General features: G+C 72.4%; 22 protein-coding genes and 2 riboswitches. Of the genes, 8 read left to right on the forward strand and 14 right to left on the reverse strand.

Annotated features, from left to right (window positions below; genetic code table 11):
* Nucleotides 1-2: 2 nt before the first annotated feature.
* Nucleotides 3-662: a Crp/Fnr family transcriptional regulator gene (locus tag IF23_RS0110825; protein ID WP_051739478.1), complete on the reverse strand. Its 660-nt coding sequence runs from the start codon at nt 660-662 to the stop codon at nt 3-5.
* Nucleotides 663-671: 9 nt separating this feature from the next.
* Entirely contained in the window at nt 672-833 is a 162-nt protein-coding gene (locus tag IF23_RS33975) for a hypothetical protein (protein ID WP_157847997.1), read from the reverse strand.
* Nucleotides 834-999: 166 nt separating this feature from the next.
* Here IF23_RS33975 and IF23_RS0110835 point away from each other — a divergent pair, with 166 nt between their 5' ends.
* The 3 genes from IF23_RS0110835 to IF23_RS0110845 all read left to right on the forward strand — a co-directional run bounded on the left by IF23_RS0110835 (nt 1,000) and on the right by IF23_RS0110845 (nt 2,920).
* Nucleotides 1,000-1,635 carry a DUF4232 domain-containing protein gene (locus IF23_RS0110835; RefSeq protein ID WP_030282331.1) on the forward strand — a complete coding sequence of 212 codons (636 nt, stop codon included), beginning with the start codon at nt 1,000-1,002 and terminating at the stop codon, nt 1,633-1,635.
* A gap of 291 nt (nt 1,636-1,926) precedes the next feature.
* Entirely contained in the window at nt 1,927-2,145 is a 219-nt protein-coding gene (locus tag IF23_RS0110840; protein WP_030282333.1) for a CbtB domain-containing protein, read from the forward strand.
* A gap of 22 nt (nt 2,146-2,167) precedes the next feature.
* The gene (locus tag IF23_RS0110845; protein WP_030282335.1) at nt 2,168-2,920 is read left to right on the forward strand and encodes a CbtA family protein; all 753 of its coding nucleotides are present in this window, start codon (nt 2,168-2,170) and stop codon (nt 2,918-2,920) included.
* A gap of 86 nt (nt 2,921-3,006) precedes the next feature.
* Here IF23_RS0110845 and IF23_RS0110850 read toward each other — a convergent pair whose 3' ends face one another.
* A complete protein-coding gene (locus IF23_RS0110850; RefSeq protein ID WP_030282336.1) occupies nt 3,007-3,582 on the reverse strand; it encodes a histidine phosphatase family protein in 576 nt (191 codons plus the stop codon).
* The gene (locus IF23_RS0110855; RefSeq protein WP_030282338.1) at nt 3,579-5,045 is read right to left on the reverse strand and encodes a short-chain fatty acyl-CoA regulator family protein; all 1,467 of its coding nucleotides are present in this window, start codon (nt 5,043-5,045) and stop codon (nt 3,579-3,581) included. Before IF23_RS0110855 ends, IF23_RS0110850 begins: the two co-directional genes overlap by 4 nt.
* A gap of 202 nt (nt 5,046-5,247) precedes the next feature.
* Here IF23_RS0110855 and IF23_RS0110860 point away from each other — a divergent pair, with 202 nt between their 5' ends.
* The 3 genes from IF23_RS0110860 to IF23_RS0110870 are packed head-to-tail and all read left to right on the forward strand — an operon-like array spanning nt 5,248 to nt 8,809.
* Nucleotides 5,248-6,753 (forward strand): MmgE/PrpD family protein, encoded by a 1,506-nt coding sequence (locus tag IF23_RS0110860; protein WP_030282340.1) that lies wholly within the window; start codon nt 5,248-5,250, stop codon nt 6,751-6,753.
* Complete coding sequence (gene prpB / locus IF23_RS0110865; protein WP_030282341.1) at nt 6,753-7,658, forward strand: methylisocitrate lyase; 906 nt, start codon at nt 6,753-6,755, stop codon at nt 7,656-7,658. Before IF23_RS0110860 ends, prpB begins: the two co-directional genes overlap by 1 nt.
* A gap of 17 nt (nt 7,659-7,675) precedes the next feature.
* Nucleotides 7,676-8,809 (forward strand): bifunctional 2-methylcitrate synthase/citrate synthase, encoded by a 1,134-nt coding sequence (locus IF23_RS0110870; protein WP_030282343.1) that lies wholly within the window; start codon nt 7,676-7,678, stop codon nt 8,807-8,809.
* A gap of 194 nt (nt 8,810-9,003) precedes the next feature.
* Here the strand turns inward: IF23_RS0110870 and IF23_RS0110875 are convergent, their stop codons facing one another.
* From IF23_RS0110875 to IF23_RS0110885, 3 genes are all read right to left on the reverse strand, one after another.
* Nucleotides 9,004-9,387 carry a hypothetical protein gene (locus tag IF23_RS0110875; RefSeq protein WP_157847998.1) on the reverse strand — a complete coding sequence of 128 codons (384 nt, stop codon included), beginning with the start codon at nt 9,385-9,387 and terminating at the stop codon, nt 9,004-9,006.
* A 299-nt stretch (nt 9,388-9,686) separates the two neighbouring features.
* Nucleotides 9,687-10,091 carry an FKBP-type peptidyl-prolyl cis-trans isomerase gene (locus IF23_RS0110880; RefSeq protein WP_169749992.1) on the reverse strand — a complete coding sequence of 135 codons (405 nt, stop codon included), beginning with the start codon at nt 10,089-10,091 and terminating at the stop codon, nt 9,687-9,689.
* A 181-nt stretch (nt 10,092-10,272) separates the two neighbouring features.
* A complete protein-coding gene (locus tag IF23_RS0110885; RefSeq protein WP_051739479.1) occupies nt 10,273-10,716 on the reverse strand; it encodes a MarR family winged helix-turn-helix transcriptional regulator in 444 nt (147 codons plus the stop codon).
* Between the two features lie 183 nt (nt 10,717-10,899).
* On the opposite strand from IF23_RS0110885, the gene IF23_RS0110890 reads away from it, so the two are divergent.
* The gene (locus IF23_RS0110890; RefSeq protein WP_030282350.1) at nt 10,900-12,138 is read left to right on the forward strand and encodes an MFS transporter; all 1,239 of its coding nucleotides are present in this window, start codon (nt 10,900-10,902) and stop codon (nt 12,136-12,138) included.
* Nucleotides 12,139-12,158: 20 nt separating this feature from the next.
* Here IF23_RS0110890 and IF23_RS0110895 read toward each other — a convergent pair whose 3' ends face one another.
* From IF23_RS0110895 to nrdI, 5 genes are all read right to left on the reverse strand, one after another.
* Nucleotides 12,159-13,535: an amidase gene (locus tag IF23_RS0110895; protein ID WP_030282352.1), complete on the reverse strand. Its 1,377-nt coding sequence runs from the start codon at nt 13,533-13,535 to the stop codon at nt 12,159-12,161.
* Between the two features lie 215 nt (nt 13,536-13,750).
* A complete protein-coding gene (gene thiI, locus IF23_RS0110900; protein ID WP_037677909.1) occupies nt 13,751-15,022 on the reverse strand; it encodes a tRNA uracil 4-sulfurtransferase ThiI in 1,272 nt (423 codons plus the stop codon).
* Between the two features lie 11 nt (nt 15,023-15,033).
* Nucleotides 15,034-16,047 carry a class 1b ribonucleoside-diphosphate reductase subunit beta gene (gene nrdF / locus IF23_RS0110905; RefSeq protein WP_078653909.1) on the reverse strand — a complete coding sequence of 338 codons (1,014 nt, stop codon included), beginning with the start codon at nt 16,045-16,047 and terminating at the stop codon, nt 15,034-15,036.
* 35 nt (nt 16,048-16,082) lie between these two features.
* Nucleotides 16,083-18,269, reverse strand: a complete 2,187-nt coding sequence (nrdE, locus tag IF23_RS0110910; RefSeq protein ID WP_425423828.1) for a class 1b ribonucleoside-diphosphate reductase subunit alpha — start codon at nt 18,267-18,269, stop codon at nt 16,083-16,085.
* Nucleotides 18,233-18,658 (reverse strand): class Ib ribonucleoside-diphosphate reductase assembly flavoprotein NrdI, encoded by a 426-nt coding sequence (nrdI, locus tag IF23_RS0110915; protein ID WP_030282359.1) that lies wholly within the window; start codon nt 18,656-18,658, stop codon nt 18,233-18,235. Before nrdI ends, nrdE begins: the two co-directional genes overlap by 37 nt.
* Before the next feature lie 164 nt (nt 18,659-18,822).
* Nucleotides 18,823-19,037: riboswitch (cobalamin riboswitch) on the reverse strand.
* A gap of 151 nt (nt 19,038-19,188) precedes the next feature.
* Between nrdI and IF23_RS0110920 the strand changes: the two genes are divergently transcribed.
* Nucleotides 19,189-19,590, forward strand: a complete 402-nt coding sequence (locus tag IF23_RS0110920; protein WP_245654947.1) for a nucleoside triphosphate pyrophosphohydrolase — start codon at nt 19,189-19,191, stop codon at nt 19,588-19,590.
* Nucleotides 19,591-19,687: 97 nt separating this feature from the next.
* Here IF23_RS0110920 and metE read toward each other — a convergent pair whose 3' ends face one another.
* Both metE and IF23_RS0110930 read right to left on the reverse strand, forming a co-directional pair.
* Nucleotides 19,688-22,006 carry a 5-methyltetrahydropteroyltriglutamate--homocysteine S-methyltransferase gene (gene metE, locus IF23_RS0110925; protein ID WP_030282363.1) on the reverse strand — a complete coding sequence of 773 codons (2,319 nt, stop codon included), beginning with the start codon at nt 22,004-22,006 and terminating at the stop codon, nt 19,688-19,690.
* A 167-nt stretch (nt 22,007-22,173) separates the two neighbouring features.
* Nucleotides 22,174-22,388: riboswitch (cobalamin riboswitch) on the reverse strand.
* 206 nt (nt 22,389-22,594) lie between these two features.
* The gene (locus tag IF23_RS0110930; RefSeq protein WP_030282365.1) at nt 22,595-24,145 is read right to left on the reverse strand and encodes a malate synthase; all 1,551 of its coding nucleotides are present in this window, start codon (nt 24,143-24,145) and stop codon (nt 22,595-22,597) included.
* Nucleotides 24,146-24,219: the final 74 nt, after the last annotated feature.

Raw genomic sequence — 24,219 nt, forward strand, 5'->3', positions numbered from 1 at the left:
CCCTACGGAGCCGGGGTGCAGCCCCGCGCGACCTCCCGGAGGTGCGGGACGTCGAGCACGCGGATCCGGGTCCGTTCCGTCCGGACCCGTCGCGGGCCGAAGCCGGTGAGTGCCTTGGTGACGGAGTTGCGGCCCACGCCGAGGTGCTGGGCCAGGTCCTCGCGGGTGAGGGAGAGCGTGTGCGCGCCGCAGATCTCCACCAGGCGCAGCAGCGTCCCGGCGAGCCGTTGGCCGACGGCGCCCTCGGTCGCCCGGGTCTGCTCCCGCAGCCGGTTGACCGCATACGTGGCGAGCTGCGTCGCCAGGTCGTACTCCTTGACGAAACGGCGGAAGGTGTCCGCCGGAATGACGGCCACTTCGCAGGTGCTAAGCGTGCGGACGTCGGCCAGCCGGTGGCCCCCGGCCTGGACGGCCATCTCGCCCAGTACCTCGCCCGGGCCGCGGAAGGCGAGCAGCCGCTCCCGCCCGTCGGCGTCGGTGCGTACCACCTTCACCATGCCCTGGAGCAGTGCGCAGACATGGGTCCCCGAGTCGCCCTGCCGCAGCAGGATCTCGCCCGCCGGATGCGACCGCCGTGGATGGTCCGCCAGCGCCGCCCATGCCTCCGGGGGGACGAGGTCGCGCAGGACATGCGCCGGGGAGGCGCCGAACTGTTCGCTCATGCGATCACGCTAGAGCAACGCCCGGCGCGGCCGGGCCGGAACGGTCACTTCTCCTTCCCCGCCGCCCGGCCCCGCCGTCCAGCCGTTGACGGTCCACACCAGGCGCCGGTACCGCTCGACGCGGGGGGCGTGGGCCTCGGCCAACCGCGCGGTCAGCGACGCGCGGAACACCGCATCCGGACATAGCCCCCTATCTCCGCCACCGGCCCGGTCACGTTTGTCAACGGACTGTGGAGAGACGGGGGCTGACTGCGGAAGGGGCGGTACGCCGTGGGAGCCTCGGTGATCACGTAAGGCTCACCCACGGGTGAGCGGCACCACCCCGCAAGGAGAGAAGATGCGCGCCCACACCCTGTCCCTCGCCGGTCTGGCCCTGGTCGCCGGGCTCACGCTCACGGCCTGCGACGGAGGGGACGGTGCCACGGCGAGCGACCAGCCCTCCTCGTCCGCCCAGGGCTCCGGCGACGCCGCGCAGAACGGTGGCGACTCCGCGGCCCCCGCCGACAAGGGCTCCACCTCGGGCGGGTCCGGCTCCGCCTCGGGCGGCTCCGGCGGGGGTGCCGGTGCGGGCGCGGGTGCGGGCGGCGCCTGCAAGACCGCACAGCTCGACTTCAGCCTCTCCCACGGCATGAGCGAGAACACCTACCTGATCAACCTCAAGAACACCGGGTCCGCCGCCTGCTCCCTCCAGGGCTTCCCGGGCGTCGACCTCAAGGGCAAGGACGGCACCGTCAGTGCCGACCGCAGCAGCCTCACCCCGGCGAAGGTCACCGTCCAGCCCGGCGAGGAGACGCGCTTCACGCTGCACGCCCCGGCGAACACCTCCGGCGGCAGCGGCGTGACCTTCACCTCCCTGATCGTCACCCCGCCCAACGAGACCCACTCGCACTCCCTGCCCGCCGCCATCAACCTCGCCGTCTCCGACAAGCCCACCGGCGACATCACCGTCGACCCGGTCGGCGCGGGCAAGTAACGCCGCTGCCCACCGTCTTGATCCGGCCGCGGCCCGCCGCCCACCTGTGGTGGCGCCCGGCGGGCTGGCCGGATCTTTTCGGGGGCCCGGCCTTGGCCGGTCACCCGCCACGCGGTACCTTCGGTGCGATATCGACGACGGCACGACGGAAGCCGGTGCAAATCCGGCACGGTCGCGCCACTGTGAGCCCGCCGCCCCTCCGCACGGACGGGGCGGCGTGTGAGTCAGACCCGGGGCCGTCGTCCTGTGCACCACCGAGATGGGACGCGAACTCCCAAAGGAGGCCCCGCCATGGCGCAGCCCTTCGCCCAGCCGACCGCCGCTCCCGCGATACCCGACAGGCTTCCGCTCAAGGCGGTCGCTCCCTGGGCGGTCTTCGTCGGCGTCCTGATGCTGGTTCTGCTCTACTTCGTCGGCGCCGAGCAGGGCGCCACCTCCGTGTTCAACGGCGCGGGGGTCCATGAATGGGTGCACGACGCCCGCCACCTGCTCGGCTTCCCCTGCCACTGACGCAAGGGACGCCGCCACCTCCATGAACTCCACCACCGTCCGCAATCTGCTCGTCCGGGGCATGCTCGCCGGCCTGGGGGCCGGCGTGCTCGCCCTGATCGTCGCCTACGTCCTCGGCGAGCCGAACGTCAACAGCGCCATCGGCTTCGAGGAGGCCCACGCCGGGCACTCCCACGGCGACGAGGTCGAACTGGTCTCCCGCGGCCTGCAGTCCACCGCGGGTCTCGCCACCGGCGTCCTCGTCTATGGCATCGCCTTCGGCGGAATCGCCGCCCTCGCCTACTGCTTCGCCCTCGGCCGGGTGGGCCGCTTCGGTCCCCGCGCCACCGCGCTGCTGCTCTCCGGCTGCGCCCTGCTCGCCGTCTACGTCGTCCCGTTCCTGAAGTACCCGGCCAACCCGCCCGCCGTCGGCGACCCCGACACCATCGGCAAGCGGACCGCCCTGTACTTCCTGATGATGCTGCTCAGCGTGCTCCTCGCGCTCGCCGCCACCCTCCTGGGCAGGCGCCTCGCGCCCCGTATCGGCAATTGGTACGCCACGGTCGTCGCCGTCCTCGCCTTCGCCGTGGTCATCGCGCTCGCCTACACGTTCCTGCCCGTGATCGACGAGGTGCCGGAGCACTTCCCGGCGGCGCTGCTGTGGCGCTTCCGGCTCTCCGCCCTCGGGATGCAGCTCACCCTGTGGACCGGGTTCGGGCTGCTCTTCGGCGAGTTGGCCCAGCGCCTGCTGCGTCCGGCACCGGCCGCCGCCGAGGCGGTACCGACCGCTCCGTGAGACGCGCCGTACGCGCGAAGGGCCCCCGGCAGCCGACCGGGGGCCCTTCCGTATGTGCCGGACGGCCGCGCCCCGCCCGGACGCCGTCACCCGGCGGTGAGCGGCGCCCCGAGCCGGAGGTTCCACCGTCCCGCCCGGCCGGTCAGCTCCGTGCAGCTCAGCGGCGGCACGTCGAACCGCCAGAACGCGGAGACGGGCGCGCCCGTCGCATGGACGGCCGCCGCCCGCACCGCCTCCGGCTCCACCACCGCCACGACCCGGCCCGCCGCGGGCCGCAGCGCGTCCAGCCAGTGCGCCACCCGTGCGCAGGCGTCCGCCACCGACTCCCCGCCGGGGATCGCCGCCGCCGGATCGTCCAGCCACCGCGCCACCGCCTCCGGCTCCGCCGCGGCCACCTCCTCCAGGGTGCGGCCACGCCAGTGCCCGGCGTCCAGCCCGGCCAGCTCCGCCGGGGCGTCGTCCGCGGCGAGCCCCAGGGCCTCGGCGGTCTCCCGGCAGCGCACGCTCGGCGAGGTCACCACCGCCTCCGCGGCGGGCAGCGCCCCGGCCGCCGCCCGGGCGTGCGCCGCTCCCGAGGCGTCCAGCGGATCGCCGTCGTCGAACGCCGCCCGGCGCAGCGACGCGGTCATGGCGGCGGAGACGAGCAGGACACGGCTGGTCACGGGAGCTCCTTCGGCGGGGCGGGCGGGGTGGTGCGGTGGACGACGGGGTACGGGACGTAGCTGCGGCGGTCCGGGTCGATGGCGAGGCGGCCGCCCGCCGGGGGCCGCGCCCGCTGGGCGCAGTCGCGCCGCTCGCAGATCCGGCAGCCCAGACCGATCGGGGTGGCCACCCGGGCGTCGTCCAGCGCGATGCCCTCCGCGTAGACCAGCCGGTGCGCGTGGCGCAGTTCGCAGCCGAGGGCGAGGGCGAACTCCGCGCGCGGCGCGCGGTGGCCGTGGCCGCCGTGGGTGACGGTCCGGGCGATCCAGAAGTACCGCTTGCCGTCCGGCATCTCCGCGACCTGCGTCAGTATCCGCCCGGGCGCGGAGAACGCCGCGTACACCGTCCACAGCGGGCAGGTGCCGCCCAGCCGGGAGAAGTGGAAGTCGGTCGCCGACTGCCGCTTGGAGATGTTCCCGGCCCGGTCGACCCGGAGGAAGGAGAACGGCACCCCGCGGCGCCCGGTGCGCTGGAGGGTGCTCAGGCGGTGGCAGACCGTCTCGAAGCCGACACCGAACCGCGCCGACAGCAGCTCGATGTCGTACCCGACCTCCTCCGCCGCGGCATGGAAGGCGGTGTACGGCATCAACACCGCGCCCGCGAAGTAGTTCGCCAGCCCGATCCGGGCCAGCTCCACCGACTCCGGTGACGTCAACTCCGTCGCGCTGTCGGCGAGTTGGCCGAGCAGTGGGCCGTGTTCCAGCAGGGCCAGCTGGGTGGCGAGCTGGAAGGCGCGCCGCCCGTCGTTCAGCCACGGGGAGAGGAACAGCAGCCCGGTCGCCGGATCGTGGCGCCGGGCGTCGGGGGAGCGGCCCGCCGCGTGCACCACCCGCACACCGTGCCGCTCGGCGAGACGCGCCGCCAACGGCTCGGACACCCGCCCGGTCCGCGGCTCCAACTCCTCGATGAGGCGTTCCGCCTCGGTGTCCAGCGCGCCGAAGTGGTTGTGGTGCGCGTAGAAGAAGTCCCGGACCTCGTCGTGCGGTTCGCCGGGCGGCAGCGGCGCGCCGCCCGTGCCGGGCTCGGCCAGATGCGCGGCCTGCTCGGCGGCGTCGCGGTAGCGGCGGTGCAGCGCCACCAGCGCCCGGGCCACCTCCGGATGGTCCCGGGCCGCCTCGGCGATCTCCTCGCCGCCGGGCAGCTCCACCCCGCACGCCTCGTCGGCGAGGGCGGTCCGCAACTCCGTCGCCAGCCGGTCCTCCGCCGCCTCGGAGAAGAACTCCGGGTCGACGCCGAAGACCTCCGCGATCCGCAGCAGCACCGGCGCGGTCAGCGGCCGCTGGTTCTGTTCGAGCTGGTTGGCGTAGCTGGTGGAGATCGACAGGGCGCGCGCCAGGTCGACCTGGTTCATCCCGTGCTCCCGGCGCAGCCGCCGCAGCTTGGCGTGGGCGTAGACCTTGCGGCCGGGCGCTCCCCGGGCCATCGCGTACCTCCCTCGCGGGCCCCGCGCTCCCGCGGCGCGGCCCCACCACTTGCGAAGCTAACATCCGCACCCTTCGCATCTTTCGCAGATTCGCAGCTCCGCGACGTACGGAATCCGCATCCGGGAACGCTGGCCCGCCCCGGCATCCGGCGGGCAGGCTCATGGCGTCACCACCGCAGCGCCCGACACCCCGAGGAGCCCCGTGATCGAGCACCGTGTCCGAGTCCGTCCCAGCGCCGACCGCCTGCCGCGCGAGGAACAGCTCGCCTGGCGGCTCGCCTCCGTGGCCACCGCCACCGAGGAGCTGGACGCGGAGAGCGTCACCATGGCCGTCAACCGGGTCATCGACAACGCCTCGGTCGCCGTCGCCTCCCTGACCCGCCGCCCGGTGGCCGTGGCCCGCGCCCAGGCCACCGCCCACCGCGCCACCGCCCCCGGCGCCTCGGTCTTCGGCTCCCGCGCCCGCGTCTCACCCGAATGGGCCGCCTGGGCCAACGGCACCGCCGTCCGCGAACTCGACTACCACGACACCTACCTCGCCGCCGACTACTCCCACCCCGGCGACAACATCCCGCCGCTGCTCGCCGTCGCCCAGCACACCGGCCGCACCGGCGCCGACCTGCTGCGCGCCGTCGTCACCGCGTACGAGATCCAGGTCGCGCTGGTCAAGGGCATCTGCCTGCACGCCCACCGCATCGACCACGTCGCCCACCTCGGCGCCGCCACCGCCTGCGGCCTCGGCGCCCTGCTGCGGCTGCCCACCGAGACCGTCTACCAGGCCGTCCAGCAGGCCGTGCACACCACCACGGCGACCCGGCAGTCCCGCAAGGGCGAGATCTCCAGCTGGAAGGCGTACGCCCCGGCCTTCGCCGGAAAGGCCGCCATCGAGGCCGTCGACCGGGCGATGCGCGGCGAGAGCTCGCCCTCCCCGATCTACGAGGGCGAGGACGGCTTCCTCGCCTGGATGCTCGACGGCCCGGACTCCGACTACCCGGTCAGCCTCCCCGAGCCGGGCGAGCCGCGCCGCGCCATCCTCGACACGTACACCAAGGAACACTCCGCGGAGTACCAGGCGCAGGCGCTCATCGACCTCGCCCGCCGGATGGGCGAGAAGGCGCCGCTCGACCGCGTCGCCTCGATCGTCCTGCACACCAGCCACCACACCCACCACGTCATCGGCTCCGGCGCCAACGACCCGCAGAAGTACGACCCGACGGCGAGCCGCGAGACGCTCGACCACTCGATCCCGTACATCTTCGCCGTCGCCCTCCAGGACCGCGCCTGGCACCACGAGCGCTCCTACGCGCCCGAGCGCGCCGCCCGGCCCGACACCGTCGCGCTCTGGCAGAAGATCACCACGGTCGAGGACCCCGAGTGGACCCGCCGTTACCACGACCCCGACCCGCAGCGCCGCGCCTTCGGCGGCCGCGCCGTGCTCACCCTCGACGACGGCAACGTCCTCGAGGACGAACTCGCCGTCGCCGACGCCCACCCGGCCGGTGCCCGCCCCTTCGACCGTCCCGCCTACGAGGGCAAGTTCCGCACCCTCGCCGACGGCATCGTCACCCCCGACGCCCAGGACCGCTTCCTGGCCGCCGCCGCCCACCTGCCCGACCTGACCGCGCCCGACCTCGGCGGACTCTTCCCCGCGGTCGACACCGACGCCGTCGCCGCCTACGACGCGGACCTGCCGAAGGGCCTGTTCTGATGCTGCACACCCGCACCACCCCGGCCCGGCGCCGCCGCGCGCTGCGCGAACGGCTCGCCACCGGCCGCCTGCTCGCCGTACCCGGCGCCCTCAACCCGCTCTCCGCGCGGCTCATCCAGGACACCGGCTTCGAGGCCGCGTACCTCTCCGGCGCGGTCCTCGCCGCCGACCTCGGCCTCCCCGACATCGGCCTGACCACCGCCACCGAGATCGCCGCCCGCGCCCAGCAGACCACCCGCGCCACCGACCTGCCGGTCCTCATCGACGCCGACACCGGCTTCGGCGAGCCGATGAACGCGGCGCGCACCGTCCAGCTGATGGAGGACGCCGGGCTGGCCGGACTCCACCTGGAGGACCAGGTCAACCCCAAGCGCTGCGGCCACCTCGACGGCAAGACCGTCACCTCGCGCGAGGAGATGACCCGCCGCATCCGCGCCGCCGTCGACGCCCGCCGCGACCCGGACTTCCTCCTGATGGCCCGCACCGACGCCCGCTCCGTCGAGGGTCTGGACGCCGCGATCGACCGCGCCAAGGCGTACGTCGACGCCGGAGCCGACGCGATCTTCCCCGAAGCCCTCGCCGACGAGCGGGAGCTGGCCGCCTTCCGCGCCGCCGTCGACGTCCCGCTGCTCGCCAACATGACGGAGTTCGGCAAGACCCCGCTCCTCGACGCCCGCACCCTGGAGAACCTCGGCTACGACATCGCGCTCTACCCCGTCACCCTGCTGCGCCTGGCGATGGGCGCCGTCGAGGACGGGCTGCGCACCCTCGCCGCCGACGGCACCCAGAAGTCCCTGCTCCCACGCATGCAGACCCGCTCCCGGCTCTACGAACTCCTCGGCTACGCGGAGTACGCCTCCTTCGACTCCGCAGTCTTCGACTTCACCCTCCCGCCCGGCAACTGATCACCGGAAGGTCCGCCATGACCACCACACCCGGCATCCACCGAGGTCTCGCCGGTGTCGTCGCCGACACCACCGGCATCTCCACCGTCGTCGAGGAGACCAACTCCCTCACCTACCGCGGCTACCCGGTCCAGGAACTGGCCGCCCACCGCTCCTTCGAGGAGGTCGCCCATCTGCTCTGGTACGGCGAACTCCCCGACGCCGGACGGCTGCGGGAGTTCCGCGCCCGGGAGAGCGCCCTGCGTCCGCTGGACCGCACCACCGCCGAGCTGCTCGCCCGGCTGCCCGAGACCTGCCACCCGATGGACGTACTGCGCTGCGCGGTCAGCTTCTTCGGCGCCGAGGACCCCACCGAGGACGACGGCAGCCTCGCCGCCAACCGCGCCAAGTCCCTCACCCTGCTGGCGAAGCTCCCCACCGTCGTCGCCGCCGACCAGCGCCGCCGCCGGGGCCTGGACCCCATCCCGCCCGATCCCGACCTCGGGTACGCGGAGAACTTCTTCCACATGTGCTTCGGCACCCTCCCCGACCCCGAGATCGTCCGCTGCTTCGAGATCTCAATGGTGCTCTACGCCGAACACAGCTTCAACGCCTCGACGTTCACCGCCCGGGTGGTCACCTCCACCCTCTCCGACCTCTACAGCGCGGTCACCGCGGCGATCGGCGCGCTCAAGGGGCCGCTGCACGGCGGCGCCAACGAGGCGGTGATGCACATGCTGGACGAGATCGGCGACCCGGCCCGCGCGGGGGAGTGGCTGGACGAGGCGCTGGCCGCCAAGCGGAAGATCATGGGCTTCGGCCACCGTGTCTACCGGCACGGCGACTCCCGCGTCCCGATCATGCAGGAGGCCCTGGACCGGCTGGTGGCCCGCGCCGCCGACCCGGAGACCGCCCGGCTGGCCGCCCTCCACACCGCACTGCGCGAGGCGATGCTCACCCGTAAGGGCATCCACCCCAACCTCGACTACCCGGCGGGCCTCGCCTACCACCTGATGGGCTTCGACACCCCCGTCTTCACCCCGCTGTTCGTGATGAGCCGGATCACCGGCTGGAGCGCCCACATCACCGAACAGCTCGCCCACAACTCCCTGATCCGCCCCCTCGCCTCGTACGACGGCCCGGGCCAGCGGGCGGTCCCGATCGCCTCGTAGGGCACCGAACCGCCACGGAGAACCGCCCGCCCCCCGTCGGTACGGGGAGCGGGCGGATGCCTTCCAACACCGCCATGGCGAAGCCTCGGAGAACGGTGACCTTCACTGCGCCGGGGCCTTTCCGACCGTCCTGTGACGGGTGGAAAGCCGAGGCCATGGCCTCTGTCCGTGCTGGTGCCGTAGACAGGGTGACGTCAGCCGGTCCCGTCGACCTCCAGGTAGCACCAGCTGACGTATCCGGTGACATGGGTGCGGCGGTCCGTACCGTACTGCCACTGGTCGGTCGAGTTCGCCCCGCAGTTCACCCTCGCGCCGGTGGTCTGGAAGCCCCCGGTGAAGCAGTCGTGGTGATTCCCGTAGCCCCTGGTGGCGGAGCCCAGGTCGGGGGCGGACCGGATACGGATGCTCGTTCCGGCGAAGTCCGCGTCGTTCGGACAGTAGATGGTGCTCGCCGAGGCGGGACGGGCAGTCGCGGCGGGCACGGGTTCGGCCGCAACAGGTACGGCGGTGGCAGGGACGGTGAAACCGGCGGTCAGAAATGCTGTCGCTGTGACGGCAGCCTTGATCCGGAAACGCATGGAATTCCCCCTCGCAGGAAGCCTGAGCGGCCCTGTCGGTCGAACGTGCACCTGCTGCCCGCGGGTGCGAGCCCGCCGATGGTCGATCGGCCCGGTGCCTCACCTTTTCTACCCCGTCCCGGCCTGCGGGAAAGCCTCCGGGCAGCCGGAAAAGCTCCCGTTGGGCATCGCTTCGCAGCGGACTGAGCTTCGGCGGCCCGGAACCGGCCGGGGAAAACTCACCGTGCTCGGCACCTCTCGGCCCGGTCGGCACGCTCGTCCCGGTCGACGGCGTGCTGGTCGCCATCGGTCCGTTGCCGTTAGGCGCGGCTCCACCCGGCTGTGCCGGAGTACGAGTCGAGCAGGTCCACCACGAAGACGAGGGTGGAGCCCGCCGGGATCAACGGCGAGGGTGACTGCTTGCCGTAGCCGAGACGCGGGGGAACGACGATCTCGCGTCGGCCGCCGACCTTCATGCCTCTCACGCCCCGGTCCATGCCCTTGACGACCTTGCCGCCGCCCAGCGCGAACTTGAACGGCTCGCCACGCTCCCAGGAGGAATCGAACTCCTTCCCCGAGCCGTACGTCACTCCGACGTAGTGCACCCTGACCACCATGCCCGGCTTCACCTCGGTGCCGTCCCCGACGACCAGGTCCTGGAGGGTCAGTTCGGCGGGGGCGTCCCCCTCCGCAACGCTGACCTCGGGTTTCGTCGGTCCACTCACTTGCAGCCTCGTCATTCTCCGTCGGAAGCCCGCGTACGGGACAACCGGACACATGGACCCACCACGCTACCGAGAATGCCGATTCCCGAGGCACACCGAACCCAGGGGGCACGGCGCCCGATGTGGCGGCCTTCCGCGTCGGCGCTCTCGTCGAGGCAGGACGATCTGTCTCCGACCCGGCTCAGGCCGGGTCCTCCAGGGCCTGGATGAGGAGATGCGACAGACGGCGGAGCTCCTCGGTGTGGGCCTTGCCGAACTTCTCCAGTGCCGGAGCCAGTCGAGCCTCGATCTGGACGAAGGTCTCGTCCACCACCCGGTGTCCCTCGGCCGTGAGGTGGTTGTCCACCACCCGGCCGCGGGCCGGGGAGCGCTCCACCAGGCCCTTCTCCTGCAGGGACCGGACGAGACGGCTGACGGCCTGCGGCGTGTGGACCGCGGCGCGGGCGAGCTCCGAGGCGGAGGCGCCGGGTGTCCGCTTCAGCTCCCGCAGTACCGTCCACTGCCCGAGGGTGAGTCCCAGCGGGTGGATGACCTGCTCGATCCGGTCGGCGAAGTGGTGCCGGATGATCCTGGACAGTGCACCGATTTCGATCCCCTGCGGCAGCGGGACGCCCGAGTTCTTCATCTTTGACATGCTACCTGTCGCGTTCTATGTTGAATCGCAGTTCAATATGGAACCCTGATTCCAGATCGGTCGGCCGCGTGCCGGAGCGACCGAGGTGTCCATTCCGGGCCGGGGCGCAGGCCCCGGGCCGGCCGATCCGTGAAGCCGACTCGGCTTCCCCCCGTCCGTATCCGGAGATGGACCATGCCCGTGCCCGCAGTCACCCGTGCCACACCGGAGTCGAACGCGCGACAGCAAACCCTGCCCGGATGGCTGGTCGCCCTCCTGGCCACTTCCTGTGGACTGACCGTCGCCAACCTCTACTACGCCCAGCCGCTCCTGGAGATGATGCGCCGGACCTTCCAGCTCCAGGACTCGACCGCCGGTCTGCTGATCACCCTGACCCAGCTCGGCTACGCCGTCGGCATGGTGTTCCTGGTCCCTCTCGGCGACCGCATCGAGAACTCCCGTCTGGTCTCCGTCCTGCTCACCGTCACGGCCCTGGCCATGGCCGCCGGTGGCCTCGCCCCCACCTTCACCGTCCTGCTCGTCGCCGCACTCGTCGCGGGCGCCACCTCCGTCGTCGCACAGGTCCTCGTCCCCTACGTCGCCGACCTCGCCCCCGATCACCTGCGCGGCGCCGTGGTGGGCAAGGTCATGAGCGGACTGCTCGCCGGGATCCTGCTCTCCCGCACCGTGGGCAGCCTGCTCGCGGACGTCGCGGGCTGGCGCACCGTCTACCTGGTCTCCGCCGCCCTGATGGCGATCCTGGCCCTCGTCCTGCGCCGCGCGCTGCCCCACCGGGCCCCCACCAGCACCGATCCCTACACCGTGCTGCTGCGTTCCATGGCCCGCCTGATCCGCGTCCACCCGCAGCTGCGCCGCCGGTCCTTCTACCACGCCTGCATGTTCGCCGCCTTCAGCGCGTTCTGGACGACCATCTCCTACGTCCTGACCACCGCGCCGTACCACTACTCTCAGCTCCAGGTCGGCCTGTTCGCCCTCGTCGGCGCCGCCGGTGCGCTCGTCGCCCCTCTCGCGGGCCGCCTCGCCGACCGGGGGCTCGCCCACCGGCTCACCCCCGTGACCTGCCTGCTCGCCTCCGCCACCCTCATCTGGGCCGGTCTGGCCGCCCACCGGATCCTCGTCCTCGCCGCGGCCGCGGTCCTCCTGGACTGCGCCGTGCAGTGTTCCCTGATCTTCGGGCAGCACACCATCTACCAACTCGACGCGGACGCCCGCGCCCGGATCACCGGCGTCTACATCGCCACCTTCTTCGTCGGCGGCGCCATCGGCTCCCAACTCGGCACCCTCGCCCACCACGTGGGTAACTGGACCACGGTCACGCTCACCGCGGCCGCCTTCCCCGTCATCGCCACGCTCGTCTGGACCACCGACCGCACCCACACCCGCAGGAAGCGCCGGGCGGCAGACGCCGTATGAGGTCCGCTCCCCACGCCCCGTCAGAACGCAGGTCGGCGGCCACGGACGGGGCTCATCTCCTCCAGGCGCTCCGCGAGGCCGAGGAGGAGGTCCTCGGCCCACCACCGGCTGACCAACTGGACGCCGAGAGGCAGCCCGTCGTCCGTGGCACCGAAGGGGAGCGCGACGGCCGGGAGGCCGGTCAGATTGAACGGTACGGTCGCGCGCATCACCGCGCGCGCCGGTAGGGAGACACCGTCCACATCGAGGCGGCTGCGGCCATGGGGCGGCGCGGGGAAGGGGGTTACGGGGCACAGAAGGACGTCGTGGTCGGCGAACCATGCGGCGAACCGGGCGCGCAGTTGCTCCACCTCGTGCTCGGCGGCGAGGTAGTCGGCCAGCGCAACCTCGGCCGATTCCAGCGTGGCCGCGATCACCGGGTGCACCTCCGTCTCGCGGCCGGAGGTGACGGCGCGCAGGGCGGGACGTACCTCCGCGGGGAACAGCGTCGCCGACAGCAGGGTGCAGTCCCGCTCGGCGAGCCAGGGAAGCTCGCTCTCCCGGACGTCGTACCCGGACCCGGCCAGCGCCGTGGCCGCCGCGGCGACGGTGGCGGCGACCTGTTGATCGACCGGGCCGAACGCCGCGGCGGTCCAGCCGATGCGCAGTCGGCCCCCGCCGCGGGTGGGGCCCGCGGCGGGCAGCGCCACGGCGTACGGGTCGCTGCCGTCGGGCCCTTCCATCAGGGAGAGCGCCAAGCGCAGATCGCGCACGCTGCGGGCCATGGGACCGGCGTGCCACCAACGGCGCGGCACGGCAGGGAAGTGGCCGGTCATCGGCAACCTGCCATGGGTGGGTTTGAGCGAGACGATCCCTGTGTCGGCGGCGGGCCCGCGCACGGAGATGGCGACATCGCTCCCGATACCGAGCGGCGAGAGCCCGCTCGCGATGGCCGCCGACTCACCGCCGCTGGAGCCCCCGGGCGTGCGCCGCGGGTCGTAGGGGTTCAGGGACCTGCCGGTGAGGCGGTTGTCCGTCTCGGTCCAGTAGGACATCTCCGGCAGGTTCGTCTTGGCCAGCAGGATGCCGCCGGCCTGCCGGAGGCGGGCCACCAGGGTGGCGTCGGTATCGGGCACCCGGTCGGCGAAGAGCCTCGACCCCCGGGTGGTGAGGGCCCCTGCGGTGTCGAAGGAGTCCTTGACGGTGAACGGGACGCCGCCGAGCGGGCCGTCGCTCGGCCGCGCCGCGGCGTGCAGCGCCTGCTCCCCGAGCACGGTCACGAAGGCGTTCACCCGGTCCGCGACTGCCTCGATCCGGTCGAGATGGGCGGCCACCACCTCGACGGCGCTCACCGTGCCCGCCGAGATCAGACCCGCGAGTCCGACCGCGTCGTGCCATACGAGTTCGCTCGGCTCCATCGGCTCCGGCGCCCCTTCCTCCGTGACAAGAATTCCGGCTCTGTCCGATCAACTCTCCCTGACGGGAGGCGATCTCACCTTATTCCGGCGGTACGGGGGAGCCCTGCGGACCGGGGATCCCCCGCTGTCCCACCGGTGTCCCGCTTCCGTCCCCGGAGCTGCGGCCGCCCGCTCCCCGTCGGTACGGGGAGCGGGCGGACGTGGGCGGTCTGCCGTCAGACGGGTGCCGGGCAGCTGCCGCCCTTCGCCGGTGCCGTCGCGTCCTCCCCGGGCCGCAGCACCTGCGCCGACTCCAGCAGCGCCTCGATCACCTCGTCCATCTCCAGCCGCCGCTCCACCGACCGTAGCTGCGGCAGCCCGGCGCGGGTGCTGACCTGCGGCGGGGCCAGCAGCGAGCAGCAGTCCTCGTCCGGCAGCACCGACACCTCGGCCGTCCCGATCGTCCGCGCCTCGTCGATGATCTCCTGCTTCTCCCAGCCGATCAGCGGCCGCAGCACCGGCAGCCGGGCCGCCTCGTCCACCGCGACCATGTTCGCCAGCGTCTGGCTCGCCACCTGCCCCAGACTGTCGCCCGTCACCAGCGCCTCGGCGCCGGTCCGCGCCGCCAGCGCCGAGGCGGTACGCACCATCAGCCGCCGCTGCGCGACCACCTGGAGCCGTCCCGCCCCCGCCACCGCGAGCTGCTTCTGCGCCGAGCCGAGCGCGACCACGTGCAGCTCGCCCGGCGGCTGGCTGCGGTTCAGCTCCCGGGCCAGCGCATACGCCTTGTAGACGGAGGCGGCGTTGGTGTACGGCGCCCCGCTGAAGTGGACGAAGTCGCAGGCCAGCCCGCGCCGCATGGCCCGGTGCGCGGCCACCGGCGAGTCGTACCCGCCGGACAGCAGCACCAGCGCCCGCCCGCTGGAGCCGACCGGCAGTCCGCTCAGCCCGCGGTGGCGCTCCCACGACAGATAGGTCTCCCGGTGGTCGATCTCCACCGAGAGGGTGACGTCGGGCGAGGTCAGATCGACGGGCAGCCCCGCCAACGCCTCCTGGATCCGCGCACCCAGATGCCCGGCCATCTTCGACGACGTCAGCGGGAAGTCCTTGTTCCGCCGCCGCACCCGGACCGCGAAACTGCGCACCCGCCGCCGCGCACAGGCCGTCCGCAGCGCCGTCACCGCCGCCGCGGTCACCTCCTCCATGGTGGACGCGACCCGTACGGCTGGCTCGACGTAGTGGAACCCGACGACCCGCCGGGCCCGCTCCACCAACGCCTCCGGCGGCACCTCACCGCCCACCACGGTGATGTTCTGCGCCCCCTTGATCCAGGTGGAGCCGCCGATGCCGCGCAGCGCGATCCGCAGATTGTCGTGCAGCCGCTCGATGAACCGGTGGCGGTTGCGTCCCTTGAGGAAGACCTCGCCGTGCTTGAGCAGCACGCAGGAACCGCCGGCCGGAGCGGTGGAAGTGTCCCGGGGAGCGGGGACACGGGAGTTGCCGGTCATGTGTGAACCTTTCAGAAATCCCAGTCGTCGTCGGCGGTGTCCTCCGCCTTGCCCATGACGTAGGACGAACCGGAGCCGGAGAAGAAGTCGTGATTCTCGTCCGCCCCCGGCGACAGCGCCGCCAGGATCTCCGGATTCACCTTCGTCTCCGCGGCGCCGAACCGGGCCGGGTAGCCCAGGTTCATCAGCGCCTTGTTCGCGTTGTAGCGGACGAAGACGGCCACATCGTCCATCAGTCCGAGCGGTGCGTACAGCTCGCCCGAGTACCGCAGCTCCAGCGCGTACAGCTCGTCGAGGAGTCCGTGGGTGAACTCCCGCATCTCCTCCTGTCCGGCCGGGCTCAGCTTCTCCAGACCGCGCTGGTACTTGTAGCCGGAGTAGTAGCCGTGTACCGCCTTGTCGCGGAGGATCAGCCGGATCATGTCGGCGGTGTTGGTGAGCAGCGCATGGGTGGAGAAGTGCAGCGGGAGGTAGAAGCCCGCGTACAGCAGCAGCGACGACAGCAGCGTGGAGGCGACCTTCCGCTTCAGCGGGTCGTCGCCGTAGTAGTGCGCCAGCACCGTCTTGCAGCGTTGCTGGAGGACGTCGTTGCCGATCGCCCACGCGTAGGCGTCGTCGATCTCCGGGGTGGTGGCGAGGGTGGAGAAGACCGACGAGTAGCTGCGGGCGTGCACCGCCTGCATGAAGGCGATGTTGGTGTAGACCGCCTCCTCGTGCTCGGTGCGGGCGTCCTGGATCTGGACGATCTCGCCGACGGTCGCCTGCACGGTGTCGAGCATGGTCAGACCGGTGAACACCCGCATGGTCAGGGTGCGTTCCTCCGGGCTCAGCCGCTGCTGCCAGGCGCCGAGGTCGTTGGAGAGCGGCACCTTCTCGGGCAGCCAGAAGTTGGCGGTGAGCCGGTTCCACACCTCCAGGTCCTTCTCGTCGGTGACGCGGTTCCAGTTCACCGGCCGCAGCCGGGCGGCCGGGTCGTGGCGGTAGGACGGGGGAGTGACCGAGGGTCCGGCCGGGGTGGTGGTCATGGGGCGGGCTTCCGTGGGAGGGGTGGCGGGTGGGGTCACAGGGCGCAGGACAGGCAGTTCTCGATCTCGGTCCCGGCCAGCGCCTCCTGGCGCAGCCGGATGTAGTAGAGCGTCTTGAGGCCCTTGCGCCAGGCGTGGATCTGCGCCTTGTTCAGATCGCGGGTGGTGGCCGAGTCGGGGAAGAAGAGGGTGCAGCTCAGCCCCTGGTCGACGTGGGGGGTGGCGGCCGCATAGGTGTCGATGATCTTCTCGGGGCCGATCTCGTACGCGTCCCGGAAGTACTCCAGGTTGTCGTTGTCCAGGTGCGGCGCCGGGTAGTAGACGCGGCCCAGCTTGCCCTCCTTGCGGATCTCCACCTTGGCGGCCACCGGGTGGATCGAGGCGGTCGCGTCGTTGAGGTAGCTGATGGAACCGGTCGGCGGCACCGCCTGGAGGTAGCGGTTGTAGATCCCGTCCGCCCGGACGGCCGCCTTCAGCTCCCGCCAGTCCTGCCGCGTCGGCAGATGCACCCCGGCGTCGGCGAACAGCTCCCGCACCCGCGCGGTGGCCGGTTCCCACACCTGCTCGGTGTACTTGTCGAAGTACGAGCCGTCGGCGTACGCGGACTCCGCGAAGCCGTCGAAGGCGGTGCCCCGCTCGACCGCGAGCCGGTGGGAGGCGCGCAGCGCGTGGTAGGCGACGGTGTAGAAGTACATCCCGGTGAAGTCGACGCCCTCCTCGCTGCCGTAGTGGATGCGCTGCGAGGCGAGATAGCCGTGCAGATTCATCTGGCCCAGACCGATGGCATGCGAGAGGTCGTTGCCGCGGTCCACCGACGGCACCGCGTCCATCCGCGACTGCTCGGAGACGGACGTCAGCCCGCGCACCGCGGTCTCCACCGTCGCGCCGAGGTCCGGCGAGGCCATCGCGGCGGCGATGTTGAGCGAGCCGAGGTTGCAGGAGATGTCCGTGCCGACGCTCTCGTAGCCGAGCGCCGTGTCGTAGGTGCTGGCCGTGTTGGTCTGCAGGATCTCCGAGCAGAGGTTGGACATGTTGATCCAGCCGGGCACCGGGTTGGCGCGGTTGACCGTGTCCTCGAACAGCAGGTACGGGTAGCCCGACTCGAACTGCAGCTCCGCGAGGGTCTTGAAGAACTCCCGGGCGCTCAGCGACGTCTTGCGGATCCGCGGGTTGGCGACCATCTCGTCGTAGTGCTCGCTCACCGACAGGTCCGACAGCGGCTTGCCGTACTCGCGCTCCACGTCGTACGGCGAGAACAGCTGCATGTCCTCGTTCCGCTTGGCCAGTTCGAAGGTGATGTCCGGGACGACGACGCCCAGCGAGAGCGTCTTGATACGGATCTTCTCGTCCGCGTTCTCCCGCTTGGTGTCCAGGAACCGCATGATGTCCGGATGGTGGGCGTGCAGATACACCGCGCCCGCGCCCTGCCGCGCACCGAGCTGGTTGGCGTAGCTGAAGGAGTCCTCCAGCAGTTTCATCACCGGTACGACCCCGGACGACTGGTTCTCGATCTTCTTGATCGGGGCGCCCCGCTCCCGCAGGTTGGTCAGCAGCAGCGCCACCCCGCCGCCCCGCTTGGACAGCTGGAGCGCCGAGTTGACGCCCCGCCCGATGGACTCCAGGTTGTCCTCGATCCGCAGCAGGAAGCAGGAGACCAGCTCACCGCGTTGCGCCTTGCCCGCGTTGAGGAACGTCGGGGTGGCCGGCTGGAAGCGGCCCGTCATCATCTCGTCGACCAGCCGGGCGGCGAGCGCCCCGTCCCCGGCGCCGAGGTACAGCGCGGTCGCGACGACCCGGTCCTCGTACCGCTCCAGATAGCGCCCGCCGTCGAACGTCTTCAGCGCGTAGGAGGTGCAGAACTTGAAGGCGCCGAGGAAGGTGCGGAAGCGGTGCCCGTGGGCGTACGCCTGCCGGTACAGCGCCTTGACGGTCTCCCAGGGGTAGCGGCGGATCGGCTCCGCCTCGTAGTAGTCGTGCTCGATCAGATAGGCGATCTTCTCCTCCAGGGACGGGAAGACCACCGTGTTCGGACGGACGTGCTGCCGGAAGTACTGCCGGACGGCCTCGCGGTCCTTCTCGAACTGGATACGGCCGTCGCAGTCGTACAGGTTCAGCATGGCGTTGAGCGCGTGGTAGTCCTTGCGCGTGCCGACCGGCTCATGGCCGGTGGCCGGGGTGCCGGTGGTCATCGTGCCGGACCCGCCGGTGAGTGCCGTGTCCAAAATTTCCGCAGTCCTTCCCTCACGGCACGGACATCGCGGTCCGTGCCCAGCAGTTCGAATCGGTACAGCTCGGGAACGCCGCACTTCGCCGAGATCACCCGGCCCGCCAGGCAGTAGTCCGCACCGAAGTTGGTGTTGCCCGAGGCGATGACCCCGCGCAGCAACGCCCGGTTCGCCGGATCGTTGAGGAAGCGGATCACCTGCCGGGGCACCGCACCGCTGCGCTCCCCGCCGCCGTAGGTCGGCACGATCAGCACATACGGCTCGGTCACCTGCGGCATGGGCTCACGCTGCGGGTGCAGGGGGATGCGGGCGGCGGGCAGGCCCAGCCGTGCCACGAAACGCTTGGTGTTCTCCGAGACGCTGGAGAAATACACGAGCCCGCTCATCGGACCACCGCCTCCTCTCGCTCGTTCCCGTGGTGCTCCGGGGACGGGGGAGGGCGGGGCGCATGCGGAGCTGCCGGAACGGACGCACGGGGGCGCACCGGACCGGGGTCCGTACGACGGCCACGCGGCCCTCCCTCGGGGCCTCGGAGCGCGTACACCGCGGATCGGCGTACGCACCGGTGGCAGGTCTTCGGACTCACGGGCACGCCCTCCGGGGAGGACACCTACGGGCCGTCGCTTCCCGGGTCCGTCGGACCCAGTGCGTATGACGGCGGTCGTTCCCGTTCACCGCTGCGGGGCAGTCCCGGATTTCCACCGGGTTCCCTCTTGCCTCACCGGACACCACAGCGCCCGGTGAACCACCAGCACCAGCAACACTACATCTGGTTGCACCCGGATGGGACCAGCCCAGATGTTGTGTTCGCGATCCAAGTTAGGTATACCTAAGTTCGGCGTCGGCCGGGGTGGTGTCACCCCCGCGGAGGCGCCCATCCGTACGGGTGGGTTCCCCGGGGCGTCTGGTCAGAGCGGTGGCGACTTCCCTGGGCTGCGGCGGCATGAGGGGCGGCGGTTCGGCGACCGCTCCGCGGCGACGGGTGCAGCAGGTGAACCGCTACAGCACGGCCGGGAAGCTGGTACGCGACCGGATCCCGCAGATCATCCGGGAGGACGGGGCCGAGCCGATCGTCCGGACCGCGGACCCGGAGGAGTACCGCAGCCGCCTGCGGGACAAGCTCGGCGAGGAGGTCGCCGAGTTCCTCGCGGCGGACGAGGCCGGAGCGCTGGAAGAGCTGGCGGACGTCCTGGAGATCGTCCGCGCACTCGCCGCCGACCTCGGCGTCGCCCCCGACCAACTGGAGAAGATCCGCGAGTCCAAGGCCCGGGAACGGGGCGGCTTCACCCAGCGCGTGGTGTGGGCGGGGAACCGGTGAGGGTGTGCGGGAGGGGTGCCGGGTCACCCCCGACCCCGCCCTGAAAACACCAGGGCCGGGACGCCCGTAGGTGTCCCGGCCCCTCAGACGGCCTCGGTCAGGAGGTGGGCAGTTCGCCGCGGACGGTGCGGGCGGCGGTGACCAGGTTCTCCAGGGAGGAGCGGGTCTCGGCCCAGCCGCGGGTCTTCAGGCCGCAGTCCGGGTTGACCCACAGGCGTTCCGCGGGGATGGCCTTGAGGCCGGTGCGGAGGAGGTGGGTGGCCTCCTCGGCGCTCGGGACGCGGGGGGAGTGGATGTCGTACACGCCGGGACCGGCCTCGCGGGGGTAGCCGTGGGCGGCCAGTTCGCGGGCGACCTGCATGTGGGAGCGGGCCGCCTCCAGGCTGATGACGTCGGCGTCCAGATCGTCGATGGCCTGCACGATGTCACCGAACTCGGCGTAGCACATGTGCGTGTGGATCTGGGTGGCCGGGCGGACACCGCCGGTGGAGAGGCGGAACGCCTCCGTGGCCCAGGCCAGGTACCCGGCGTGGTCGGCGGCGCGCAGCGGCAGGGTCTCGCGCAGCGCCGGTTCGTCGACCTGGATGACCGACGTACCGGCCGCCTCCAGGTCGGCGACCTCGTCGCGCAGCGCCAGCGCGACCTGGCGTGCGGTGTCGCCCAGCGGCTGGTCGTCGCGGACGAACGACCAGGCCAGCATCGTCACCGGACCGGTCAGCATTCCCTTGACGGGCCGCTCGGTGCAGGACTGCGCGTACGTCGTCCAGCGCACCGTCATCGGCTCGGGGCGGGAGATGTCACCGGCCAGGATCGGCGGCCGGACGTAGCGGGTGCCGTACGACTGGACCCAGCCGTGCTGCGTGGCGAGGTAGCCGGTCAGCTGCTCGGCGAAGTACTGGACCATGTCGTTGCGCTCGGGCTCGCCGTGCACCAGGACGTCCAGCCCGGCCTTCTCCTGGAAGGCCAGCACCTCACGGATCTCGTTGCGGATCCGCTCCTCGTACCCGTCGGTGTCGATCCGCCCGGCCCGCAGGTCGGCCCGCGCGGTGCGCAGCTCGGTGGTCTGCGGGAACGAGCCGATGGTTGTCGTCGGCAGCAGCGGCAGCCCCAGGTGGGCGCGCTGGGCGGCGGTCCGCTCGGCGTACGGCTGGGAGCGGCGGGCGTCCGCGTCGGTGACGGCGGCGGCGCGGGCGCGGACCGCCGGGTCGTGGGTCAGCGGGGAGTTCGCCCGGGACGCCAGATCGGCCTTGTTGGCGGCCAGCTCGGCGGTGATGGAGCCGGTGCCGCGGGCCAGGCCCTTGGCGAGGGTGACGATCTCACCGGCCTTCTGGCGGGCGAAGGCGAGCCAGCGCAGGATCTGCGGGTCGATGTCCCGCTCGGCGGTGGTGTCGAGGGGGACGTGCAGCAGCGAGCAGGAGGCCGCGACGTCGACCCGGTCGGCGAGCCCCAGCAGGGTGCCGAGGGTGGTCAGCGATGCGGTCAGGTCGTTGACCCAGATGTTGCGGCCGTTGACGACACCGGCCACCAGCCGCTTGCCGGGCAGCCCGCCGACGGCGGCGAGCGCGTCGAGGTTGGCGGCGGCGGACTCGGTGAAGTCCAGCGCCAGCCCGTCCACCGGCGCCTTCGCCAGCACCGGCAGCGCGTCGCCGAGCCGGTCGAAGTAGGAGGCGACGAGGAGCTTCGGCCGGTCGGTGAGGCCGCCCAGCTCACGGTAGGCGCGGGCGGCGGCGTTCAGCTCGGCGGGCGTACGGTCCGCCACCAGCGCGGGCTCGTCCAGCTGCACCCATCCGGCACCGGCGGCCCGCAGGTCGGCCAGGACCTCGGCGTAGACCGGCAGCAGCCGGTCCAGCAGCGTCAGCGGGTCGAAGTCCGCGGCCACCCCGGGGGCGGGCTTCGACAGAAGGAGGTAGGTCACCGGGCCGACCAGCACCGGACGGGCCGTCAGCCCCTGTGCCAGGGCCTCCGCCAGCTCGCCCACCTGCTTGCCGGAGTCGGCCGTGAACACCGTGTCCGGACCCAGCTCGGGCACCAGGTAGTGGTAGTTGGTGTCGAACCACTTGGTCATCTCCAGCGGCGCGACGTCCTGCGTACCGCGCGCCATGGCGAAGTACCCGTCGAGCGGGTCCGCGGCGACGGCCTCGCGGTGCCGCTCGGGGATCGCGCCCACCATCACGGTGGTGTCGAGGACGTGGTCGTAGTACGAGAAGTCGCCGGTCGGCACCTCGCCGATACCGGCGTCGGCCAGCTGCTGCCAGTTGGTGCGGCGCAGTTCGGCGGCGGTGGCGCGCAGCGCATCGGCGGTGACGCGGCCCTTCCAGTACCCCTCGATGGCCTTCTTGAGTTCACGGTTCTGCCCCTGGCGGGGGTAGCCGTACACGGTGGCCCGTGCTGCCGCGGCTGCGGACTCGGTGGTCACGGAGATCTCCTTCGCGAGATGAATCCCTGAGATCCCGGCGACGGGACGGAGCGCGAAGGGGTGACGGACCCGGCGGAAACGACCCCGCGCGGCACGGCGCGGTCCTCCGCCTGGTGTGTGTACGCCGACCCGCCCACGAGGTCACCGGGATGTCCGGACACGCGGGGTGCGCACCCGGGCAGTTGGCAGGTCTTCGGACTCGCGGGCACGTCCTCCGGGGGAGGACACCTACTGGCCGTCGCTTCCCGGGCCCCACGGACCCAGTGCGTATGACGGCGGTCGTTCCCACTCACCGCTGCGGGGCAGTCCCGGATTCCCACCGGGTTCCCTCTTACGACGACCCGCCTGGCGGACGGGGCGAACCAGCTGCACAGGTCACCCTACGGGCCGACCGGCGCCCTGGTGGAGGTGCGTCCGCCATCTGGATGGTGAGGTGAGACACGCCCCTCGCCCGCATGAAACGCGCGAGGGGCGGGAAACGCCGCACGCGTCGCCCGCCCCCTCACCGTGGAGCGCCCGCCGGTCCCTCAACCGGCGGCGTGGAACGGGCCCCTCAGCCCGCTCCGCCGGGTCGCTCGGCCCGGCCGTTCAGAAGGACCCGGACCGCTCCGGCCCCTGCCCCACCAGCTGCCGGGCCACCGGGGCGAAGAACGGCGGCAACGCACGTGCCGACGCGGTCCGTTCGAAGAGCTCCCGCACCTCGTCGAGGGGCGCCCAGGGGTACGCGGAGCCCACCGCGGCCAGCTCCGCGTCGAGCAGCGCCGCCACCGTCGCCCGGTCGGTCACCCGGTGCCGCAGCCACTGCCACACCTGGGCGCGGCTCACCTCCGCCACCGACGCGTCGGCCAGCGCCCCGTCCCGTACGACGGTGCCGCGCCCGCCCAGCCAGGCGGCGTAGTACCGCACCACCTCGGCGACGGCGCCGCGCAGCCCCTCGGCCGTCGGCGGCGCGCTGATCCGCCGCACCGCCAGCAGATCCGCCGCCGTGACCGCCACGTCCTCCCGCGTCCGGTCGAGCTGGTGCGGCCGTGCCCCCAGCGCCGCGTCGAACGCCGCCCGGCAGACCGGCACCAGCGCCGGGTGCGCCACCTGGGTGCCGTCGAAACCGTCCTCCGCCTCCCGCTCCCCGGCCAGCCGCACCCGCGCCGTCACCGCCTCGCCGAGCGTGCCGTCGGCGTCCGGGACCTCCGTCGCCGTGGCGCCGACGGCGTGCGCCCCGCGCCGGTGGCAGGTGCGCACCAGCAGCTCCGTGTACGCCCGCAGGAACGGCGCGCCCGGCGTCACCCGCGCCCGCTCCGGCAGCAGGAAGTCGGTGCGGTGCCCGAAGGTCTTGACCAGGCTGAAGAGGAGACCGCGCGGTGCGGCGCTGAGCCCCGCGGAGTGGTCGCGCAGCGCGTACAGGATCTCGTCCATCTCGGCGGCGGCGCCGACCGTCTCGACGGAGACGCAGGCGCGGATGGTGCCGCGGGGCAGACCGAGGGCGTCCTGTGCGGCGACGAAGACGTCGTTCCACAGCCGCGCCTCGTAGCGGTTCTCCAGCCCCGCGAGCGAGAAGTACGGGCCGGTGCCGCTCCGCTGCCGCGCGTGGTGGTAGGCGTACAGCCCGAAGTCGACGAGCGCGGCGGGGACGGGGCCGTCCTCCGTGACCAGGTGCTCCTCGTCGAGATGCCAGCCGCGCGGCCGGACGAGGACGGTCGGCGCCGGACCGCGGCGGCCCTCGGTCACCTCGCGCAGGACCAGCTGTCCGTCGATGACGTGGTGCCAGGTGGGGGCGGTGGCGTCGGCGAGGTCGGCGGTCCACACCTGGGCGCCGGAGGCGAGGACGGCGGCCAGGGTGCCGCGCTCCGGCGGGGCGGTCAGCTGGACGCGGCGGTCGGTGAGACCGGGCGCGGGCGGCGCCACGCGCCAGCCCGCGTCCGCCCGGATCGCCGAGGTCACCAGGGGGAAGCCGTACGGGGCGCCGCCGGTCAGCCGCTGGGCTTGGCGGCGGCGTTCGCGCAGCAGGTCCCGGCGCCGCCCGGCGAACAGCGCGGCGAGATGGCCGACGAAGTCCAGGGCGCCGGGCGTGAGGATCGACGCGTGGTCCTCGTCCGGCGGGGCCAGGACACGGACACGGGGGAGGAGTGCGCTGACGGTCATCGGGTGCTCCTGAGGGAGGGAGGCGGCGGGGGCCGGACGGGGACGGTGGTCCGGCCCCCGCCGGGTCCGGCGGT

It is taken from the genome of Streptomyces catenulae, assembly GCF_000718015.1.
Taxonomy (GTDB): Bacteria; Actinomycetota; Actinomycetes; order Streptomycetales; family Streptomycetaceae; genus Streptomyces; species Streptomyces catenulae.

Excerpts from the sequence above, each read along its gene's own strand:
- IF23_RS0110825 (WP_051739478.1), bottom strand. The coding sequence starts at position 662 with ATGAGCGAACAGTTCGGCGCCTCCCCGGCGCATGTCCTGCGCGACCTC.
- IF23_RS0110835 (WP_030282331.1), top strand. The coding sequence starts at position 1,000 with ATGCGCGCCCACACCCTGTCCCTCGCCGGTCTGGCCCTGGTCGCCGGG.
- IF23_RS0110840 (WP_030282333.1), top strand. The coding sequence starts at position 1,927 with ATGGCGCAGCCCTTCGCCCAGCCGACCGCCGCTCCCGCGATACCCGAC.
- IF23_RS0110845 (WP_030282335.1), top strand. The coding sequence starts at position 2,168 with ATGAACTCCACCACCGTCCGCAATCTGCTCGTCCGGGGCATGCTCGCC.
- IF23_RS0110855 (WP_030282338.1), bottom strand. The coding sequence starts at position 5,045 with ATGGCCCGGGGAGCGCCCGGCCGCAAGGTCTACGCCCACGCCAAGCTG.
- prpB (WP_030282341.1), top strand. The coding sequence starts at position 6,753 with ATGCTGCACACCCGCACCACCCCGGCCCGGCGCCGCCGCGCGCTGCGC.
- IF23_RS0110870 (WP_030282343.1), top strand. The coding sequence starts at position 7,676 with ATGACCACCACACCCGGCATCCACCGAGGTCTCGCCGGTGTCGTCGCC.
- IF23_RS0110875 (WP_157847998.1), bottom strand. The coding sequence starts at position 9,387 with ATGCGTTTCCGGATCAAGGCTGCCGTCACAGCGACAGCATTTCTGACC.
- IF23_RS0110885 (WP_051739479.1), bottom strand. The coding sequence starts at position 10,716 with ATGAAGAACTCGGGCGTCCCGCTGCCGCAGGGGATCGAAATCGGTGCA.
- IF23_RS0110890 (WP_030282350.1), top strand. The coding sequence starts at position 10,900 with ATGCCCGTGCCCGCAGTCACCCGTGCCACACCGGAGTCGAACGCGCGA.
- IF23_RS0110895 (WP_030282352.1), bottom strand. The coding sequence starts at position 13,535 with ATGGAGCCGAGCGAACTCGTATGGCACGACGCGGTCGGACTCGCGGGT.
- thiI (WP_037677909.1), bottom strand. The coding sequence starts at position 15,022 with ATGACCGGCAACTCCCGTGTCCCCGCTCCCCGGGACACTTCCACCGCT.
- nrdF (WP_078653909.1), bottom strand. The coding sequence starts at position 16,047 with ATGACCACCACCCCGGCCGGACCCTCGGTCACTCCCCCGTCCTACCGC.
- nrdI (WP_030282359.1), bottom strand. The coding sequence starts at position 18,658 with ATGAGCGGGCTCGTGTATTTCTCCAGCGTCTCGGAGAACACCAAGCGT.
- IF23_RS0110930 (WP_030282365.1), bottom strand. The coding sequence starts at position 24,145 with ATGACCGTCAGCGCACTCCTCCCCCGTGTCCGTGTCCTGGCCCCGCCG.